This is a genomic window from Larkinella insperata (genome assembly GCF_026248825.1).
Taxonomy (GTDB): domain Bacteria; phylum Bacteroidota; class Bacteroidia; order Cytophagales; family Spirosomataceae; genus Larkinella; species Larkinella insperata.
Genome location: NZ_CP110973.1, coordinates 279259 through 297232, shown reverse-complemented (window position 1 = coordinate 297232; position 17974 = coordinate 279259). Strand labels below are relative to the sequence as shown.

The following is a 17974-nucleotide window of genomic DNA, read 5'->3' as shown; positions in this document are numbered from 1 at the left end:
CAATGAAGAAGAGACTCATCGCAATAGTCTTCCTCATCGGAGCATTGCAATTCTCGTGTACAGATAATTTCGACGAACTCAATACCGACCCCACCAAAGCCTCGGGCACTACGTTTGATCCAAACCTGTTGTTGCCCAGCGCCCAGTGGAGTTACGTTAATGCTACTGCTGGCTACAATGGCCCCATTCTGTTTCAGAGCATGTGGGCACAAGTGTTGGCTTCTACAACGTCTGGCGCAGCTAACTACTACTCCAACGGTGATAAGTATGTGATCTCGAGCAACACCAACTCGTACCTGGCAAGCACCTGGAACGAGGGCTACAAGGCGGCTAGCTTCGCTTACGAGATGGAGCAGCTGACGAAAGACAATGCCGCCCGGGTCAACCTGAACAGCATTGCGGTTATCATGCAGGCAATGTGTTTTGCCACCATCAGCGATACCTACGGCGATATTCCTTATACCCAGGCGTTACAGGGCAAAGCGGGTACCAGCCTGCCGGTTTATGATACGCAGGAGAGTATCTATAAGTCGCTGCTGAGCCGGCTGGAAACCGCTACGGCGGCCCTGAACCCGGCGGCTGCCCTGCCCACCAATGATGCGTTTACTTACAAAGGCGACGTGGCGAAGTGGAAGAAGTTTGGCAACTCGCTCATGCTGAAGCTGGCGATGCGTTTGGTAAAGGTTGACGCGGCAACGGCGAAGACGTACGCCGAAAAAGCGGCTGCGGGCGGTGTGTTCAGCAGCGTCGATGACGATGCCTACATCATGGCCGATAACGCAAATAGCTACGGAAACGCAAACGCTGCGGCCTTGTCGACGCTGGCTGACGTGTATCAGGTTCGCTGGAGCAAAACGATGATCGATTACCTGAAGGCCAACAACGACCCCCGGTTGAGCAAAGTAGCCGAAGTGCCGCCCGCCGGTCTGACGGCTAATCAGGATATGGCCACCGGTGGAAGTACTGATCCGAGTGTGCAGATTGGTTTACCGAACGGCTACGACTTGAACGGCGGAGCCACCGACATCAGCCGATCGGCTGGTTATCCGGGTCCTACGGGCTCGGGAGCGGAGGTAACGGCCATCGGTAAATACTCGCGCCCAACCATGGTTTACCGCAACCGGAACGCTCCCATTTTTGTCCTTACCTACGCCGAAACCGAACTGTTGCTGGCTGAAGCGGCTACGCGCGGGTTCAACGTTACGGGTACGGCGGCTCAGCACTATAAAAACGGCGTTGTTGGTGGTATGGTAGCATTGGGAAGATGGGGTACGGCGGCCGCCATTGACGCGGCAACGGCCAACACGTACGCCGATGCTCATCCGCTGGTAGCAGCTAACGCCCTGAAGCAGATTAACGAGCAGTACTGGGCCACCAACGGTTTGCTGATGAACAACAGCGAAGCCTGGAACAACTGGAAACGTTCTGGCTATCCGGCGCTTACGCCGGTAAACTATACCGGTAACTTCTCCGGCGGTCAAATTCCGCGCCGTCAACCGTACCCAACGACGGAAGCAACGCTGAATACGGCTAATTACCAGTCAGCCGCCGGCCGACTTGGTTCTGGTGATAACTGGGTATCCCGTGTTTGGTGGGATAAATAACCGTCAGATTGTGCAAAAGCCGAAGGTCTCGTAACGGGACCTTCGGCTTTTTGCGTATTTTTATTGACTACTTTTTTGCATCGGTATGTCTTTCCTCGCGTTTATAAACCAGTTGGTTTCACGGCTGGCTCAAATCGGTAGTTACAGCCTCCGAACGATCATCCTGGGTGGTTGTACCTTTACTGGCGCTGTTGCCCAACCGTTGTTTCAACTGCTTCCGCCTGGTCAGACAAACGTCAGCTTCCGCAACGACATCGACGAAAACGAAAACCTGAACGTTCTGGCTTACGAATACTTTTACAACGGTGGGGGAATTGCCGTCGGGGATTTGAACGGCGACGGGCTCGACGATCTGTTTTTTACCGCCAACATGAAGCCTAACAAGCTCTATCTGAATCTGGGTGGATTGAAGTTTAAAGACATAACTAAAAGCGCCGGGGCTGGCCTGGCCGGTCGTTCCGGTGGCTGGAAAACCGGGGTAAACATGGCCGACGTGAACGGCGACGGGCGGCTGGATATTTACGTGTGTTATTCGGGCAAAGTGACCGATGAGGTCCGCCGGAATCAGTTGTTTATTAACCAGGGCGTTTCGAAGGACGGAACGGTGCAATTTCTGGAGCAGGCCAAACAGTACGGGCTGGACGATCCGGGGTACAGCACCCAGTCGGCTTTTTTTGACTACGACAATGACGGAGATCTGGATATGATGCTCCTGAATCACAACGTCAAGAAGTACGACAACATGGAACTGGCTAAACTGCGGAACGAAACGGACGAGCTGGCCGGTAATAAACTCTACGAAAACAAAAACAACCGCTTCGTCGATGTTTCGAAAAAAGCCGGTATTCACCAGTATCCGCTAACGTTTGGTCTGGGCATCGCCATCGCCGACGTCAACCAGGACGGCTGGCAGGATATCTACGTAACCAACGATTATAACGAGTCCGACTACCTGTACATCAACCAGAAAGACGGCACCTTCAAGGACGAAACCCAGATGTGTTTCCGGCATTTGGCCCAGTTTTCAATGGGCATCGACATTGCCGATTACAACAACGACGGTTTGCCGGATATCATGTCGCTGGACATGCTGCCGGAAGACAACCGTCGGCAGAAGTTATTGCAGCTTCAGGAGAATTACGAATCTTTTGAGCTGATGGTGCGGCAGCAGCTTTACAAGCAGTACATGCGCAACATGCTGCAGCTGAACAACGGCGATGGAACATTCAGCGAGATTGCGCAGGTCGCGGGCGTATCGAACACCGACTGGAGCTGGGCCCCGCTGCTGGCCGATTTTGACAACGACGGCTACAAGGATTTGTTTATCACGAACGGCTATTTACGGGATTACACAAACAAAGACTTTCTGAAATACTGGGGTGATTATAAAGTAAAACAGGCGATCAACCGGGAGTCGGTGCAGTTAATGGATCTGATCCGGGCGATGCCGTCGACCAAGTTGCCCAATTACGTTTTCAAGAATAATCGTGATCTGACTTTTACCAATAAACAAATGGAATGGGGGTTTCAGACGCCAACCATTTCAAACGGCGCCGTCTACGCCGATCTGGACAACGATGGCGATCTGGAATTGATCATCAACAACATCAACGAACCGGCTTTTATTTACCAAAACCTCAGCCGCGAACAACACAAGACCTCGTACATTCAGCTTAAACTGGTGGCCAAAGGCAAAAATACCCAGGCCGTTGGGGCTAAAGTGACGGTGTATGCCAAGGGCAATCTTCAGTACCAGGAGGCCCAGCCCGTTCGGGGGTACCTTTCTTCCCAGTCCGCCCGGCTTCATTTTGGCCTCGATCAGGTAACGACCATTGATTCCATCAAAGTAGTCTGGCCGGACCAGACCGAGCAGAAACTGACGCAGGTAGCCGCCAATCAACTGCTGGTGGTTGACCAGAAGGATGCGGCATCTAAAGCCAGGGCGCAGGTAGCACAGAAAAGCCACTCCGGTATTTTCCAGAAAACCGAAAAGCTCCTGTCGGTTGTGCACGAGGGCTACAACGAAAACGATTTCAAACGGCAACCCCTGATGCTGTTTATGTACTCACAGGTCGGACCGGTTTTGGCCAAAGGCGATGTTAACAAAGACGGTTTGGATGACCTCTTTATTGGCGGGGACAAAAACACGAACGGCAAAATCTGGATTCAGCAAAAAGATGGAACGTTCAAAAAGAACGAAGAGACAACCATCGGAAACGAAGAAATTTCGGCGGTTTCGGCGGCTGTATTCTTTGATGCCAACGGCGACGGGTTTGATGATTTGTACGTAGCCAAGGGCGGGTATTCCCTGTTTGAACCCAACACGCCATCGCTGCAGGATGAACTACACATCAACGACGGCAAAGGCAATTTGAAGCGCGTTACCACCGCCTTACCCGTCCTGCATGCGAGTAGTAAATCCTGCGTGCGGGTGGCCGATTTTGACAATGATGGGGATCTGGACCTGTTTGTTGCCGGGCGTGTCATTCCGGGGCGTTATCCGGAACCCCCTACTTCTTATTTGCTGGAAAACGACGGCAAAGGGCAATTCAGCAAGGTGAAAATACCATTTTCGGCCAGCGGTATGGTGACCGATGCGCAGTGGGAAGATCTGGACGGAGATGGTCGGAAAGACCTGGTGCTCTGTGGCGAATTCATGCCGCTAAAAGTTTATGCCAACACCAAAGACGGTTTTGTCGATAAAACCAGCCAGTACTTCCCGAACGAGGAAAACGGCTTCTGGTTTTCATTGACCCTTGCGGACGTGAACGGGGACGGTAAAAAGGATATTGTGGCGGGTAACCTCGGCGAAAATTCCCAGATTAAATTCTCCAGAAAAGAACCCGCCGAATTAGTTTATGCCGACTTCGACAACAACGGTTCTCTGGACCCCTTCTTCAGTTTTTACGTTCAGGGCACTTCCTATCCGTTTGTGAGCCGGGATGAGTTAAACGACCAGATTTTCCCGATGCGCCGAAAATTCGGGTATTACAAAGACTATTCAACCGCTACCATCAACGAAATATTCACAGCCGAAGACCTGAGCAAAGCCAAAAAACTACCGGTAACGGAGTGCCACACGGTTTGCTTCCTGGCTAAAAACGGCCAGTTTGAAAAACAGGTGCTGCCGTTGCAGGCCCAATTTTCCCCCGTTACCAAATCGCTGGTTGATGATTTTGATCGCGACGGATTTATGGATCTGCTCCTGCTGGGTAACAAGTCCAACAACCGGCTCAAAATTGGAAGCATAGATGCAAATTACGGCTGTCTGATGAAGGGAGACGGTAAAGGCCATTTCAGCTATGTATCCCAGCCGGAAGCCGGGTTGTCGGTCATCGGCGACGTTCAGTCCGTCGTCCAGCTACAGGTTCAGCAGGCCCGGTATCTTGTTATTGGCGCCTTCAACGAACCCATTCAGGTATATAGAATTAAATAAAATGCGGTATTGCCTACTAATCAGTTTGTTTATTTTTCATACGGCATCGGCGCAGAAAGCCAAACCGGATCTGGGGCGTCATCTGCAACCGACGGTTTTTTCGCTGACGATGGTCATGATTCATGACGTAGCCAATCCGCCAGCCGCCAGTCGGTTCTATACGTATTGTTTGTTGGGCGCTTACGAAATCGTGGCGACGCAAAATACGTCGATTCCGCAGTCAACGTCTTTTTTAAGCCACTTCCCCAAACTCCGGATCGAAACGCCGACATCCTACAACCACCAGATTGCGGCTCTATTGTGCATGCTTGAAACGGGCCGGCTCATGCTGCCGTCGGGGTACATGCTGGAGGAAGACGAAAAAAAACTGCTCGAAACGCTGAGAAAAGAAGGCTATGATGCCAACGTCATCGAGCAATCGAGGGTTCTGGCGCAGAAAGTGGCCAGAGAAGTAGTGGCTTTTGCGGCTTCTGATAATTACCTCAAACTGAGTACCCGGCTGCGCTACCGACCCACGAAGGGCGATGGATACTGGTTTCCAACCCCGCCCGGTTACATCGAAGCCATCGAGCCCCACTGGCGTACAATCCGCCCGATGCTTATTGATACCTGCAACCAGTTTATACCGCAGCCTGCCGTTGCGTTCAGCAAAGACTCTACGAGTGCCTTCTACAAGTTGGCGTACGAAGTTTATACGGAAGGCAAAAGCCTGGATGAAAAAAAACGATTCATCGCGTCGTACTGGGATTGCAACCCATTCGCAATCAACACGTCCGGCCACATGTCAATCGGTTTCAAAAAGATCAGTCCGGGTGGCCACTGGATGAATATCACCAGCATTGCAACCAAAAAAGCCAAAACGAGCTTCGATAAAGCCGTGCTGGTGCATACGCTGGTCGCGGCAACGCTGATGGACGCGTTCATCAGTTGCTGGGACGAAAAATACCGGAGCAACCGCATTCGGCCCGAAACGGTCATTAACCGCTACATCGACGCGCGCTGGCAACCGTTGCTGCAGACGCCCCCTTTTCCGGAATATACCAGCGGGCACAGTGTCATCTCGACGGCCGTCGCCGAAGTGCTCACCTACCTGATTGGCGACAATTTTGCGTTTACGGACGATACCGAAGTCTTGTTCGAGTTGCCGACTCGTGACTTCAAGTCCTTCCGGCAGGCGGCTGAGGAAGCGGCCATTTCCCGGCTCTACGGGGGCATTCACTTCCGGGACGCCATTGAGAGCGGCCAGCAGCAGGGCAAAGCCATCGGGACATTTGTAGTTGACAAAATAAAACGGGCGGGCGTTAAAGCAAATCAATGATTTTTCTAAACCAGACGAGGCTAGTAGGATGCAATTATCCGAGCATAGGCTGTTTCTGAATGTGTTTTTTCTTCCTGCAAAGGACGCAACGGAAAGGAAATGTCACCATTGAATGAGACTAATGGAAAAAGACCGTCTTCAACTTTACGGCGGTATTCACTTCCGGGATTCCATCGAAAATGGCATGGATCAGGGCCGGCGAATTGGCCGGTATTTTATCCAGAAGTTAAGGATTCAATAGGGGAGTCGCTGATCGAAATCGGCAATTTGGGACAAAATCGCATTTAATTGAGTACAACCATAATCCAAATCCAACGGATACAACCGTTTCACAATGAAGTCTACCTTACTTAGTCTGGGCCTGGCTGCCCTTCTATCAACCCCAGTTTTTGCGCAGCAACATTCGGAACAAAATCACTCGAAGTACGAGTGGCCGAAAGACAGTCTGGTGAAGCAAAAGCTCGATCAGTGGCAGGATATCAAGTTTGGTTTGTTGATGCACTGGGGTACCTACAGCCAGTGGGGCGTGGTCGAATCCTGGTCGCTGTGCCCGGAAGATGAAGGCTGGACGGTGCGTCGCGGACCGTACGCCAGCGATTGGTACGGCTACAAAAAAGCCTACGAAAACCTGCAGACCACCTTCAACCCGACGCGCTTTAACCCCGAACGCTGGGCCGAAGCCGCCAAAGCCGCCGGGATGAAGTACATGATCTTTACGACCAAGCACCACGACGGGTTCTGTATGTTCGATTCAAAGCAGACCGATTACAAAATTACGAGCAGTAAATCGCCGTTTTCGTCCAACCCGCGCAGCAACGTGACCAAGGAAATTCTCGGCGCGTTCCGGAATCAGGGCTTTATGGTCGGTACGTATTTTTCAAAACCCGACTGGAACGTTGACTCGTACTGGTGGCCGTATTTCCCGCCGAAAGACCGTAACGTAAGCTATGATCCGAAAAAATACCCCGAACTCTGGAAGAAATATCAGGACTTCACCTACAACCAGATTCAGGAGTTGATGACTGACTACGGCAAGGTCGATATCCTGTGGCTGGACGGCGGCTGGGTGCGCCCGGCCAGCACGATTGACTCGACGGTGAGCTGGCAACGGACCATTCCGTACAGCCAGGACATCGACATGGCGCGGATTGCCGGAATGGGGCGGCAGAAACAACCGGGTTTGCTCGTGGTAGACCGGACGGTGGCGGGTGAATTTGAAAACTACGCGACGCCCGAGCAGCAGATTCCGGATCATTACATGCCGATTCCGTGGGAAAGCTGCCTGACAATGGGCAACAGCTGGTCATACATTCCGAAAGAAAACTTCAAACCGACGCGCAAACTGGTGCAGATGCTGGTGGATATTGTCGCCAAAAACGGTAACATGCTGCTGAACATCGCGCCCGGTCCCGACGGCGAATGGCACGAAGAAGCGTACACCCGGCTGAAGGAAATCGGCGCCTGGATGCAAATAAACGGCGAATCGATCTACGGTACCAAACCGCTGGCTCCCTACCGCCAGGACCAGTGGGCCTTTACGACCAACGGAAAAGCTTCGTACGCTTCCTACCTGCCCACGGAAACCGAAACCGCCCTGCCCGCAACAGTTACGCTACCCCTTGCGCCGTCCAAGGCCAAAGCTACGCTAACGATTTTGGGGGCAAAGCAACCCCTGAAGTGGAAGAAAGCCGGGAACGGTATTGAAATCAGCATCCCGGAAAAACTTCGGCAGCAATTGGCCGGGCAACCGGTTTGGGTTTTTAAAATGGGTTAATGGCTGGCTGAAAGCGTTTTTACCCAACTCATTATTCCATCTATCTTTCGATGAAAATCCGTATTCTTCTTACCGCGTTCTCGTTTATTCTTACTGCATTAAACGTTCGGGCGCAGCGTGTCCATCATTTCACTCAGGGGCTGGCCGTTGGGCCGTGCCACCAGTACGGCCGCGAGGCTCTGTATACCGATCAGTTGGCCTACCACCTATACCGGGGCAATTTGCCAAAGCCGACGGCCGGGCAGGGACTCACGACTACCAGCACCGATTCACTGCGCTGGCAGGTCGTTACGCCCGATCAGCAGGGCAAATTTCGGGGCCGGTCGTTTAACAACGGTTATTTGTACCTGACTTATACCGCCGACCGCGATCAGACGGCTTTGCTGCACGCAACCGGCCAGAACATGGCGTACGTCAACGGAGCGCCCCATGCCGGTGATCCGTACGCGCTGGGCTATCTGTACATTCCGGTCTCACTAAAAAAGGGCGTTAATGAGATTTACCTCCGAACCTCACAATTTTCCCGGTACCAGGGCCTGACGGCCAAACTGATTTTCCCGGAAAAGCCCGTAGCGCTCAATACCGAAGATCCCACCTTGCCCAGTGTGGTTTTGGAAAAAAAGGATGAACCGATCTGGGGCGCGGTGGTTCTTGTCAACACGACGAACAAGGCGCTGACCGGCCTGAAAATGAGAAGCCGTCTGGCGGGGAAGGAACTTGTTTCGGAACTGCCCTCCGTTCCGGCCATGACCACCCGCAAGGTGGGTTTTCGGATGGATGCGTCGGGCGTTTCGGGAAAAGACGCGAAAGTCCTGGTTAGTTTGTTGCAGGGCAGCAAAGCCGTTGACGAAAAAGAGCTGACCCTGAGCGTAGCCGGACCGGGCGAACACTACAGCCAGACGTTCATCAGCAACATCGACGGCAGTGTGCAGTATTTCGGCGTGGCTCCGCAGCGCAAACCGGACGGGCAGGCCCCCGCCTTGTTTCTGTCGGTACACGGCGCCGGGGTTGAAGCCATCGGGCAGGCGCGGGCCTACCAACCGAAAGAGTGGGGGGTGGTGGTGACGCCCACCAACCGGCGGCCCCGGGGTTTCAACTGGGAAGATTGGGGCCGGCTGGATGCGCTGGAGGTGTTCGGCCTGGGGAAAAAGCAGTTTAACCCCGATTCGCAGCGCATCTACCTGACCGGCCACTCGATGGGTGGACACGGAACCTGGTATTTGGGCGCGACCTTCCCCGGCAATTGGGCCGCCATTGCTCCCTGTGCCGGCTACCCGACCCTGGCGGGCTACGGTTCGCACGACGGTAAAATTCCGGAAGAGGGCGGAACGGCGTTGGAGAAAATGCTGCTGCGTTCCAGCAACCCCAGCAACGTGATCAGACTGGCTTCCAACTACAAACCGCTGGGCGTGTACATCCTGCACGGCGACGCCGACCGCACGGTTTCGGTCGAATATGCCCGCCAGATGCGGAAGCTGCTGGGCACGTTTCATCCTGATTTTACGCACTACGAATACCCGGGCGGCTCGCACTGGTACGGCAACGAAAGTGTCGACTGGGACCCGATTTTTGATTACTTCAAATGGCATAAAATTGCCGCCGACAGTGCTGTTAACGCCATCGACTTCACCACGGCCAACCCCGGTATTTCGTCTACCATGCGCTGGGTGTCTGTCGAGCAGCAGCAGCACCCGCTGGAATACAGCCGCGTTCAGTTGAAGCGGGATAAGAAGGCGAAAACGATTACGGGAACAACCGAGAACATCCAGTTGCTGTCGCTGAATCTGGCCGACTTTGCTCCGGGCGAAACCGTCAAGATCACGCTGGATAGCCTGAACACCGTGAGTTATGCCGTCAAAAGTGCGGACGAACGGCTGTATTTGGCGAAAAATGGGCACTGGGAAATCGCCACCAAACCCGCGCTGACGCAGAAAGGAGCGCACCGCAACGGCACGTTCAAAGAGCCATTCAAACACCGGATGGTCTTTGTGTACGGAACGGCGGGTACGCCAGCGGAAAACGAATGGGCCTACAACAAAGCCCGCTACGACGCCGAAACCTGGTATTACCGGGGCAACGGCGCGGTTGATATTGTTCCCGACAAAGCGTTCAGTCCGGCGCAGTACGCCGACCGGGGCGTGGTCATTTACGGCAACGCCACCACCAACCGGGCCTGGAACGGTTTGCTGGCCAACTGCCCCATCCAGGTAAGCCGGGGGCAACTGACGGTTGGAACCGAGCGGTATGCGGGCGAGGACGTGAGTGCCTATTTCGCGTGGCCGCGTTCGGACAGCGAAACCGCTTCGGTAGCGGTTGTAACCGGAACGGGCCTGGCGGGTATGAAAGCCGCCGATGCCAACCAGTATTTTGCGGGCGGAAGCGGTTTCCCGGATTACATGATTTTTGGGCTGGACATGGTAAAAGACGGGATCAAGGGTGTGCGGAAAGCCGGTTTCTTTAACAATGACTGGAAACTGGAAAACCAGGAGGCCGTTGGGCAGTAAGTTAAGAATTAAGATGGTCGGCGGCTGTTGCGATCTGCCGCCGACACTTTATTTTTGCCGCCAAGGTTATATACCGCCTATTTTTCTCTTTACGCTAAAAAAAGTAGACCCTCCGCAATGAAACTATTTCGCTTTGGCTCACCGGACAATGAGCGCCCCGGTGTTATGCTGCCTTCGGGCGCCAGTCTGGATGTATCGGCTTTCGGGCAGGATTACGATGAAGATTTCTTTACCAACAACGGCCTGGAAAAACTGGCTGAGTGGTTGAAAACCAACGAGTCGAGTTGCCCCAGCGTCGCGGGTAATGTCCGCCGGGCGTCATGCATCAAACGGCCTTCCAAGATTGTCTGCGTGGGCCTGAACTACGCCAAACATGCCGCCGAAACCAACGCGGCCGTTCCCACCGAGCCGATTCTGTTTTTCAAATCAACCACGGCTTTGGTCGGTCCCGATGATAACGTCGTGATTCCGAAAAAGTCGGAAAAAACGGACTGGGAAGTTGAACTGGCGATTATCATCGGTAAAAAAGCTACGTACGTTTCCAAGGAAGAAGCTTTCGACTACATCGCGGGGTATGCCGTTCACAACGACTACAGCGAACGGGCTTTCCAGCTGGAACGCGGGGGGCAATGGGTGAAAGGCAAAAGCGCCGACACCTTCGCACCGCTCGGGCCGTTTATGGTCACCAAAGACGAGGTGCCGAACCCGAACAAACTGGGCCTCTGGCTACGTCTGAATGGCGAAAGCTTGCAGGATTCCAACACCGACGACATGATTTTCGACGTGCCGACGCTGGTGAGTTACATCAGCCAGTTCATGACGCTGCTTCCCGGCGACGTGATCTCTACCGGTACGCCCTCTGGGGTGGGCATGGGCCTCAAACCGCAGCGGTTCCTCCAACCCGGCGACGTTGTGGAACTCGGTATCGAGGGCCTCGGCACGCAAAAGCAAACCGCCGTTTCGTACAGTTAAAAATGAACAGTTAAAAATTAAAAGTAGTGCTGTTGACAGTATGGCAAACTCGAAAGAGAGCGTTGTTCAGAAAAAGGCGTTCGCTTTTGCGGTTCGTACTGTAAATCTGTATAAAGGGTTGGTTGAGAATAAGGTTCCGGTTAAGATGGCGGAGCAACTGTTGAAAAGCGGTACTTCGATTGGTGCTAATCTGGAAGAAGCAACTGGCGGTTACTCACGGAAAGAGTTTGCGGCTAAAGTAGTGATTTCTTACAAAGAGGCCCGTGAAACCCGTTAATGGCTTCGCTTATTGCAGGCTACCAACTACCTGACCGAACAAATGGCAACTTCGATGTTGAACGATTGTGAAGAACTGTTTCGCATCTTAGCCGCCATTCAAATTAGCGCTCAAAAACCATCTATTTGAATGCCACTTTTAACCACACGAGCGGTCCGGTTTTGACTTTTAATTTTTAACTTTTAATTCCCAATATGACCATCGACGCCCACCAGCATTTCTGGTTTTACGACCCGGAACGGGATAGCTGGATTACGGAAGATATGCAACGGATTCGGCGGGACTTTCTGCCCGCCGATCTGGAACCGGTTTTGCAGCAGAACGGCATCGACGGCTGTGTGGCCGTGCAGGCCGATCAGTCGGAAGCTGAAACGACGTTTTTGCTGCAACTGGCCGAAGCGTACGGTTTTATCAAGGGCGTGGTCGGCTGGGTCGATCTGCGCTCCGACAAGCTCTACGACCGGCTGGAATATTTCTCGCAGTACGAGGAGTTGAAAGGGTTCCGGCACGTGGTGCAGGCCGAGCCGGAAGACTTCATGATGCAGCCGGAATTTATCCGCGGGGTGCGGCAACTGGCGGCTTTTGATTTTACGTACGATATCCTGATCTATCCCAACCAGTTGAAAGCCGCCCTGCATCTGGTGCGCACGGTTCCGGAAGTGAAGTTTATCGTTGATCACATTGCCAAACCGCATATCAAGGATCAGAAGGTAAACACGTGGTCGAATTACATGGGCGAAATTGCCAAAAGTCCGAACGTGTACTGCAAGGTGTCGGGCATGGTCACGGAAGCCGACTGGCAACGCTGGCAACCGGACGATTTCCGGCCCTATCTGGATGTGGTGTTCGAACATTTCGGCCCCGACCGGCTGGTTTTTGGCTCCGACTGGCCAGTGTGCCTGGTGGCTGCGGAATACGATGCCATGAAGAGCATTGTGGAAGAATACGTAAAGCCGTGGGGCGAAACCGCGCGGCAGAAGGTGTTTGGCGACAATGCCGTCAAATTTTACAACTTATAGTTTACGGGCTGATCGCCCAACAATACATTTATGAACCTGAACCTGACCGAAAAAGTCATTATCGTAACCGGCGGAGCCAAAGGCATTGGCGAGGGAATTTCGACCGTGCTGGCCGCCGAGGGAGCCATTCCGGTGATTGTGGGGCGCAACGAAGCCGATAACCAGCGGGCCATTGAAGCGCTCACGGCGATCGGGGCGCAGGCCTTTCAGATTGTGGCCGAGCTGACCCAGCCCGACGAATGCAAAAAAGCCGTAGAGCAAACGCTGGCCCGCTTCGGCCGGATCGACGGTTTGGTCAACAACGCGGGCGTTAACGACGGGGTTGGGCTGGAAAAAGGCGATTATGAGCGGTTTATGCAGTCGCTGCACAAAAATATGGTTCATTATTACCTGATGGCGCACCACGCCCTGCCCGCTCTCAAACAATCCAAGGGCGCCATTGTGAACATTACATCCAAAACCGCCGAAACCGGGCAGGGGAACACCTCCGCCTATGCCGCAGCCAACGGCGGCCGGAATGCCCTCACGCGCGAATGGGCCGTGGAATTGCTGCCGTACAGCATCCGGGTCAATGCGGTGGTGGTTTCCGAGTCGTGGACGCCTTTGTACGAAAACTGGATCAACACCTTCGAAGATCCGAAGGCCAAGCTGGACAGCATCGTCTCTAAAATACCGCTGGAGAAACGGATGACTACGCCCGAGGAAATTGCCAACATGGTGGTTTTTCTACTCTCCGATAAATCGAGTCACACCACCGGTCAACTGATTTACGTCGATGGCGGTTACGTGCACCTGGACCGGGCTCTGACGTAGCCAACCGCAATTGGGCGAATAAATTTATTCTTAACTACCTAACCCCTCATGGCAACCGTACCTTCCTCTGCCCCGGCCAAGACCACCGGTTCGACGCGTAATTACACCATGGCGTTTGCGCTGGTGACGAGCCTGTTCTTTCTGTGGGCCTTTGTTCATAACCTGGAGCCTATTCTGATTCCGCACCTCAAAAAAGCCTGCCAGCTGACGGATTTGCAGTCGGCACTGATCGACTCGGCGGTTTATCTGGGGTATTTTCTGATGGCGCTTCCGGCGGGTTATGTCATGAAAAAGTACGGGTACCAGCGGGGAATCATTGCCGGTCTGGTCATGTACGCAGCGGGCGCGTTCCTGTTTGTACCGGCTGCCGACACCCGGATGTACGGGTTTTTCCTGGGGGCGTTGTTCATCATCGCGTCGGGTTGTGCGTTTCTGGAAACAGCCGCCAATCCGTACGTAACCATTCTGGGCGATCCGGCCACGGCAACAACCCGGTTGAACTTCAGCCAGTCGTTCAACGGGCTGGGCGCGTTTCTGGCCCCGGTAGTGGGCGGACGCGTCATCCTGAGTGGGATCGAACACTCCGACGCCGAACTGGCTGCCATGTCGCCGGAGCAACTAAATAGCTACCTGCAATACGAAGCCGATCAGGTCAAATTGCCGTATATCATCATTGGGGTCGTCGTGGTAGCGGTGGCGGCCCTGTTTATGTTTACCAAACTGCCGGACATCAGCGAAAGCGAGAAAAAAGCGCCCTCAACCCTCGGTTCGGTGTGGCGGCACCGTCATCTGCGCTGGGGGGTCATCGCGCAGTTTTTCTACGTGGGTGCCCAGGTCTGCGTCACCAGCTTCTTTATCCGGTTTGCCAAATTTTCCAGCGATGTGCCCGAAAAAACGGCCGCCGAGTGGCTGGGCTGGGCCATGCTGGGCTTCCTCATTGGCCGATTTATCGGCACGTATCTGTCGCGATTTATTGCCGCCAACCGCTTGCTGACGATCTATTCGCTGATCAGTGCCGGGTTGCTGGCGGTTGCCATGACTATGCAGTCGCAGGTTGCGGTCTGGGCCATTTTTGCCGTGCCGTTTTTCGAGTCGATTATGTTTGCCACCATCTTCTCGCTGGGGATCACCCGGCTGGAAGAAGATACCGAACTCGGTTCGTCGTTGCTGGTGATGGCCATCGCCGGGGGCGCGTTGTTTCCGGTTCTGATGGGGTACATCTCCGACCAGAGCAACATCAAAATTGCCTACATTATCCCGCTGCTCTGTTTTCTGGTTGTCGCTTACTACGGCTGGAAAGGCTATAAAGTGGAAAGTGATGAGTTACTAGTGAAGAGTTAGCGTTAATGAACTCGTCTTTTCTACTTTTTAACTCTTAATTCTACATTCTAAACTCATCACTCCTCATGCGTTACTGTTTTGCTCTTGATCTCGTGGATGATCCGGTGAAGATTGCCGAATACGAGAAGTACCACGAGAAGCTCCGGCCCGAAATTGAGGAAAGCATCCGGTCGGCGGGCATCACGGAAATGGAAATTTACCGCATCGGCAACCGGCTGTTCATGATCATGGAAACCAACGAAACCTTTTCCTTCGAACGGAAGGCTGAAATGGACGCCAGCAACCCCAACGTGCAGGAGTGGGAGAACCTCATGTGGACCTATCAGCAGGCACTGCCGATGGCCAAACCGGGCGAAAAATGGCTCCTTTTGGATAACATTTTCCGGCTTTAATAACCTGCCGGGCACCAACGGCTGCCGGAAACAGGATTTGTGCGTATTTTTGGCGGGAACCAACCTGACCAATCCATGCGAATTTGTCTATTGCTCGTTGCGGTTTTTTGTGTCTTTTTTCGGGAAGCAATTGCTCAATCGACGATTACGGTTTTAACGTACAACATCCACCACGGTGCCAACGAAAGGGAGCAAAATACCATTGTACAGATCGGGCGGTTAATCCGGGAGTATAGCCCGGATCTGGTCGCTTTGCAGGAAGTTGACAGCACCACTACCCGCAGCCGCAGATTCGACCACCTCAACCAGTTGTCCCGGCTGACGTCCATGTACCCACTTTATGGGAAAACCATCGATTTTCAAGGAGGTAAGTACGGGATAGCTATATTATCAAAGTATCCTATCATTGCCAGTCAGAAAGCAATGTTGCCCAATCCGGACAAAACTGAGCCCCGGGCGTTGTTGTGCGCGTATGTGGAATTGCCAAACGAGAAGACAATCCGGTTTTGCAATTCACAGCTCGACGACAAATCGCCCCTGAACCGGGATGTGCAGTTGGCCGCCGTTGATAAGTCGCTGGAAAACAGCATCCAACCAGTAATTTGGTGCGGTGATTTCAATACCGACCCGGATGATCCGGAGATGGAAAAGCTGATGGACCGCTGGATCGATGCGGGGAAGGACTCGCAGACGCCCACGCTGGTCGGTACCGGGGCGCGGATTGATTATATTCTGAGCCTGAAGCAAAGCGAATTGCAACTGATTCGATACCGGGTGCTGAATGTGCCGAAATATTCGGATCATTTGCCGGTGTTGGCAACATATCGTTTCCGAAACCCTAAAAAATGAAGGGCGTTGAGGTTGGTTGTGATCGGGTAGAAACCGTTACGGCTGCCCGAAAGGTCCCTGTAAAGACTCACTACCCATGAAAGTTGCGCTTTTTTTGCCGTGCTACGTAGACCAGTTTTACCCGAAAGTTGGGATTGCGACACTGCAATTGTTGGAAAAACTGGGATGTACGGTTACGTATCCGCTCAACCAGACGTGTTGCGGACAGCCGATGGCCAATTCGGGATTTGAAAGCATGGCCCACGACTGCAACGAACTGTTTGTCGAAAATTTTGGAAACAATTACGATGCAATCGTCTGTCCGTCAGGGAGCTGTACGTTGCACATCAAGCACCACCTGCATTCGGACAAACGCGAAGCCGATGCCACCCAGATTCGAAACCATGTTTACGAATTGACGGAGTTTCTGACGGACGTGCTGAAAGTAGAGCAACTGCCCGCGCGGTTTCCGCACAAGGTCGGTTTGCACCAGAGTTGCCACGGACAGCGCGGGTTGCACCTCTCGCAGATGTCAGAACTGGTAGCGGCTCCGTTTTCCAAACCGGAAAAACTGCTGCACATGGTCGATGAACTGGAGCTGATTAACCTGGACCGGAAGGACGAATGCTGCGGGTTCGGCGGAACGTTCTGCGTCTTTGAAGAAGCCGTCTCGGCCCGGATGGGCGTCGACCGGGTGGAAGATCACGTTCGGAACGGGGCGGAGGTGCTGACGGGGGGTGATATGTCGTGCCTGATGCACCTGGAAGGCATCGTCCGGCGGCAGAAGTTACCGGTAAAAGTTATGCACATCGCCGAAATCCTGAACCAGGACTAGTTGTTATAAAATATTGGTGTAGTTTGTTTGACTTTTTGTAAAGCTTGTTTTACATTTGGTCAACTAAACACTACATCTCTATGAAAACACATTGGTTATTTCCGCATCGTTACCGGCTGATTGGCTGGTTATTATTTGTTCCGTCGGCAATCTTAGGCGTTGTGAACCGCTACGCTGAGTTCAGTCCGGAATGGCTGGGCTTCTCCTGGAAAGCACCAACGCCGGATGCTGGCTTTGTCAGTAAATTTGTCTGGGGACTTGCCGGTGGAGGCAATTTCCTGACGAACAGTTATAATGCAATTAATTTTACCGATGAATTGGCCGCTCTTGGCGTTATCGTTGGTTTGTTGTTTGTCGCTTTTTCGAAAGAGAAAGTGGAAGATGAAATGATTAGCCGGTTGCGGCTGGAATCTTTGCAGTGGGCAGTTTATGTCAATTACATCGTGCTCGGTGCGCTGATCGTTTTGGTTCACGGCGGGTTGTTTCTGGAAGTGATGATTTACAATATGTTTACGGTTTTGCTCATGTTCATTATCCGGTTCCGCCTGGCCATTCGCCGAAATGAACGAACCGTGTTGATGGCATTATGAAAAACCGGATTAAGATAGGACGGGCCGAGCGGGATTTGTCGCAGGCGGATCTGGCTGAGCGGATTGGGGTCAGCCGGCAGACGATCAATTCCATTGAAACGGGCCGTTACGTTCCTTCTACCATTCTGGCCCTGAAACTGGCCCAGGTATTTGAAAAACCCGTCGAGGAGTTGTTTCAATTGGAAGAAATGGATTGAACGAACCAAAAAGTAAGGGAATTGATAGGGAATGGAATGCGTTTATAAAAGAGGAGAGTTCTGAATTAACACCT

Annotated in this window: 15 protein-coding genes; all 15 read left to right on the top strand. The window is 53.1% G+C overall.

Going from position 1 to position 17974, the window contains the following annotated elements; translation table 11 throughout:
* Positions 1 to 2: 2 nt before the first annotated feature.
* The 15 genes from OQ371_RS01060 to OQ371_RS00990 all read left to right on the top strand — a co-directional run bounded on the left by OQ371_RS01060 (position 3) and on the right by OQ371_RS00990 (position 17900).
* Positions 3 to 1604 carry a SusD/RagB family nutrient-binding outer membrane lipoprotein gene (locus OQ371_RS01060; protein WP_265991781.1) on the top strand — a complete coding sequence of 534 codons (1602 nt, stop codon included), beginning with the start codon at positions 3 to 5 and terminating at the stop codon, positions 1602 to 1604.
* Between the two features lie 85 nt (positions 1605 to 1689).
* Positions 1690 to 5040, top strand: a complete 3351-nt coding sequence (locus OQ371_RS01055; protein WP_265991780.1) for a VCBS repeat-containing protein — start codon at positions 1690 to 1692, stop codon at positions 5038 to 5040.
* Position 5041: 1 nt separating this feature from the next.
* On the top strand, positions 5042 to 6358 hold the full coding sequence (locus OQ371_RS01050; RefSeq protein ID WP_265991779.1) for a vanadium-dependent haloperoxidase: 1317 nt from the start codon (positions 5042 to 5044) through the stop codon (positions 6356 to 6358).
* Between the two features lie 334 nt (positions 6359 to 6692).
* Positions 6693 to 8132, top strand: a complete 1440-nt coding sequence (locus OQ371_RS01045) for an alpha-L-fucosidase (protein WP_265991778.1) — start codon at positions 6693 to 6695, stop codon at positions 8130 to 8132.
* A 50-nt stretch (positions 8133 to 8182) separates the two neighbouring features.
* Positions 8183 to 10636 carry an alpha/beta hydrolase family protein gene (locus OQ371_RS01040; RefSeq protein WP_265991777.1) on the top strand — a complete coding sequence of 818 codons (2454 nt, stop codon included), beginning with the start codon at positions 8183 to 8185 and terminating at the stop codon, positions 10634 to 10636.
* A gap of 117 nt (positions 10637 to 10753) precedes the next feature.
* Positions 10754 to 11608: a fumarylacetoacetate hydrolase family protein gene (locus OQ371_RS01035; protein ID WP_265991776.1), complete on the top strand. Its 855-nt coding sequence runs from the start codon at positions 10754 to 10756 to the stop codon at positions 11606 to 11608.
* Between the two features lie 40 nt (positions 11609 to 11648).
* Positions 11649 to 11885: a four helix bundle protein gene (locus OQ371_RS01030; protein WP_265991775.1), complete on the top strand. Its 237-nt coding sequence runs from the start codon at positions 11649 to 11651 to the stop codon at positions 11883 to 11885.
* A gap of 194 nt (positions 11886 to 12079) precedes the next feature.
* A complete protein-coding gene (locus tag OQ371_RS01025) occupies positions 12080 to 12904 on the top strand; it encodes an amidohydrolase family protein (RefSeq protein WP_265991774.1) in 825 nt (274 codons plus the stop codon).
* Positions 12905 to 12934: 30 nt separating this feature from the next.
* A complete protein-coding gene (locus tag OQ371_RS01020; protein WP_265991773.1) occupies positions 12935 to 13717 on the top strand; it encodes an L-fucose dehydrogenase in 783 nt (260 codons plus the stop codon).
* Between the two features lie 48 nt (positions 13718 to 13765).
* A complete protein-coding gene (gene fucP, locus OQ371_RS01015) occupies positions 13766 to 15058 on the top strand; it encodes an L-fucose:H+ symporter permease (RefSeq protein ID WP_265991772.1) in 1293 nt (430 codons plus the stop codon).
* 65 nt (positions 15059 to 15123) lie between these two features.
* Entirely contained in the window at positions 15124 to 15450 is a 327-nt protein-coding gene (locus tag OQ371_RS01010; RefSeq protein ID WP_265991770.1) for an L-rhamnose mutarotase, read from the top strand.
* A 75-nt stretch (positions 15451 to 15525) separates the two neighbouring features.
* The gene (locus OQ371_RS01005; RefSeq protein WP_265991768.1) at positions 15526 to 16299 is read left to right on the top strand and encodes an endonuclease/exonuclease/phosphatase family protein; all 774 of its coding nucleotides are present in this window, start codon (positions 15526 to 15528) and stop codon (positions 16297 to 16299) included.
* A 76-nt stretch (positions 16300 to 16375) separates the two neighbouring features.
* Positions 16376 to 17113 (top strand): (Fe-S)-binding protein, encoded by a 738-nt coding sequence (locus OQ371_RS01000; RefSeq protein ID WP_265991766.1) that lies wholly within the window; start codon positions 16376 to 16378, stop codon positions 17111 to 17113.
* Positions 17114 to 17193: 80 nt separating this feature from the next.
* Positions 17194 to 17703 (top strand): hypothetical protein, encoded by a 510-nt coding sequence (locus OQ371_RS00995; RefSeq protein ID WP_265991765.1) that lies wholly within the window; start codon positions 17194 to 17196, stop codon positions 17701 to 17703.
* Positions 17700 to 17900, top strand: coding sequence for a helix-turn-helix transcriptional regulator (locus OQ371_RS00990; protein WP_265991764.1), 201 nt, complete (start codon positions 17700 to 17702; stop codon positions 17898 to 17900). Before OQ371_RS00995 ends, OQ371_RS00990 begins: the two co-directional genes overlap by 4 nt.
* Positions 17901 to 17974: the final 74 nt, after the last annotated feature.

What these genes read in the sequence shown, in the direction of transcription:
- OQ371_RS01060 (WP_265991781.1), top strand. Translation starts at nt 3, where the DNA reads ATGAAGAAGAGACTCATCGCAATAGTCTTCCTCATCGGAGCATTGCAA.
- OQ371_RS01055 (WP_265991780.1), top strand. Translation starts at nt 1,690, where the DNA reads ATGTCTTTCCTCGCGTTTATAAACCAGTTGGTTTCACGGCTGGCTCAA.
- OQ371_RS01050 (WP_265991779.1), top strand. Translation starts at nt 5,042, where the DNA reads ATGCGGTATTGCCTACTAATCAGTTTGTTTATTTTTCATACGGCATCG.
- OQ371_RS01045 (WP_265991778.1), top strand. Translation starts at nt 6,693, where the DNA reads ATGAAGTCTACCTTACTTAGTCTGGGCCTGGCTGCCCTTCTATCAACC.
- OQ371_RS01040 (WP_265991777.1), top strand. Translation starts at nt 8,183, where the DNA reads ATGAAAATCCGTATTCTTCTTACCGCGTTCTCGTTTATTCTTACTGCA.
- OQ371_RS01035 (WP_265991776.1), top strand. Translation starts at nt 10,754, where the DNA reads ATGAAACTATTTCGCTTTGGCTCACCGGACAATGAGCGCCCCGGTGTT.
- OQ371_RS01030 (WP_265991775.1), top strand. Translation starts at nt 11,649, where the DNA reads ATGGCAAACTCGAAAGAGAGCGTTGTTCAGAAAAAGGCGTTCGCTTTT.
- OQ371_RS01025 (WP_265991774.1), top strand. Translation starts at nt 12,080, where the DNA reads ATGACCATCGACGCCCACCAGCATTTCTGGTTTTACGACCCGGAACGG.
- OQ371_RS01020 (WP_265991773.1), top strand. Translation starts at nt 12,935, where the DNA reads ATGAACCTGAACCTGACCGAAAAAGTCATTATCGTAACCGGCGGAGCC.
- fucP (WP_265991772.1), top strand. Translation starts at nt 13,766, where the DNA reads ATGGCAACCGTACCTTCCTCTGCCCCGGCCAAGACCACCGGTTCGACG.
- OQ371_RS01010 (WP_265991770.1), top strand. Translation starts at nt 15,124, where the DNA reads ATGCGTTACTGTTTTGCTCTTGATCTCGTGGATGATCCGGTGAAGATT.
- OQ371_RS01005 (WP_265991768.1), top strand. Translation starts at nt 15,526, where the DNA reads ATGCGAATTTGTCTATTGCTCGTTGCGGTTTTTTGTGTCTTTTTTCGG.
- OQ371_RS01000 (WP_265991766.1), top strand. Translation starts at nt 16,376, where the DNA reads ATGAAAGTTGCGCTTTTTTTGCCGTGCTACGTAGACCAGTTTTACCCG.
- OQ371_RS00995 (WP_265991765.1), top strand. Translation starts at nt 17,194, where the DNA reads ATGAAAACACATTGGTTATTTCCGCATCGTTACCGGCTGATTGGCTGG.
- OQ371_RS00990 (WP_265991764.1), top strand. Translation starts at nt 17,700, where the DNA reads ATGAAAAACCGGATTAAGATAGGACGGGCCGAGCGGGATTTGTCGCAG.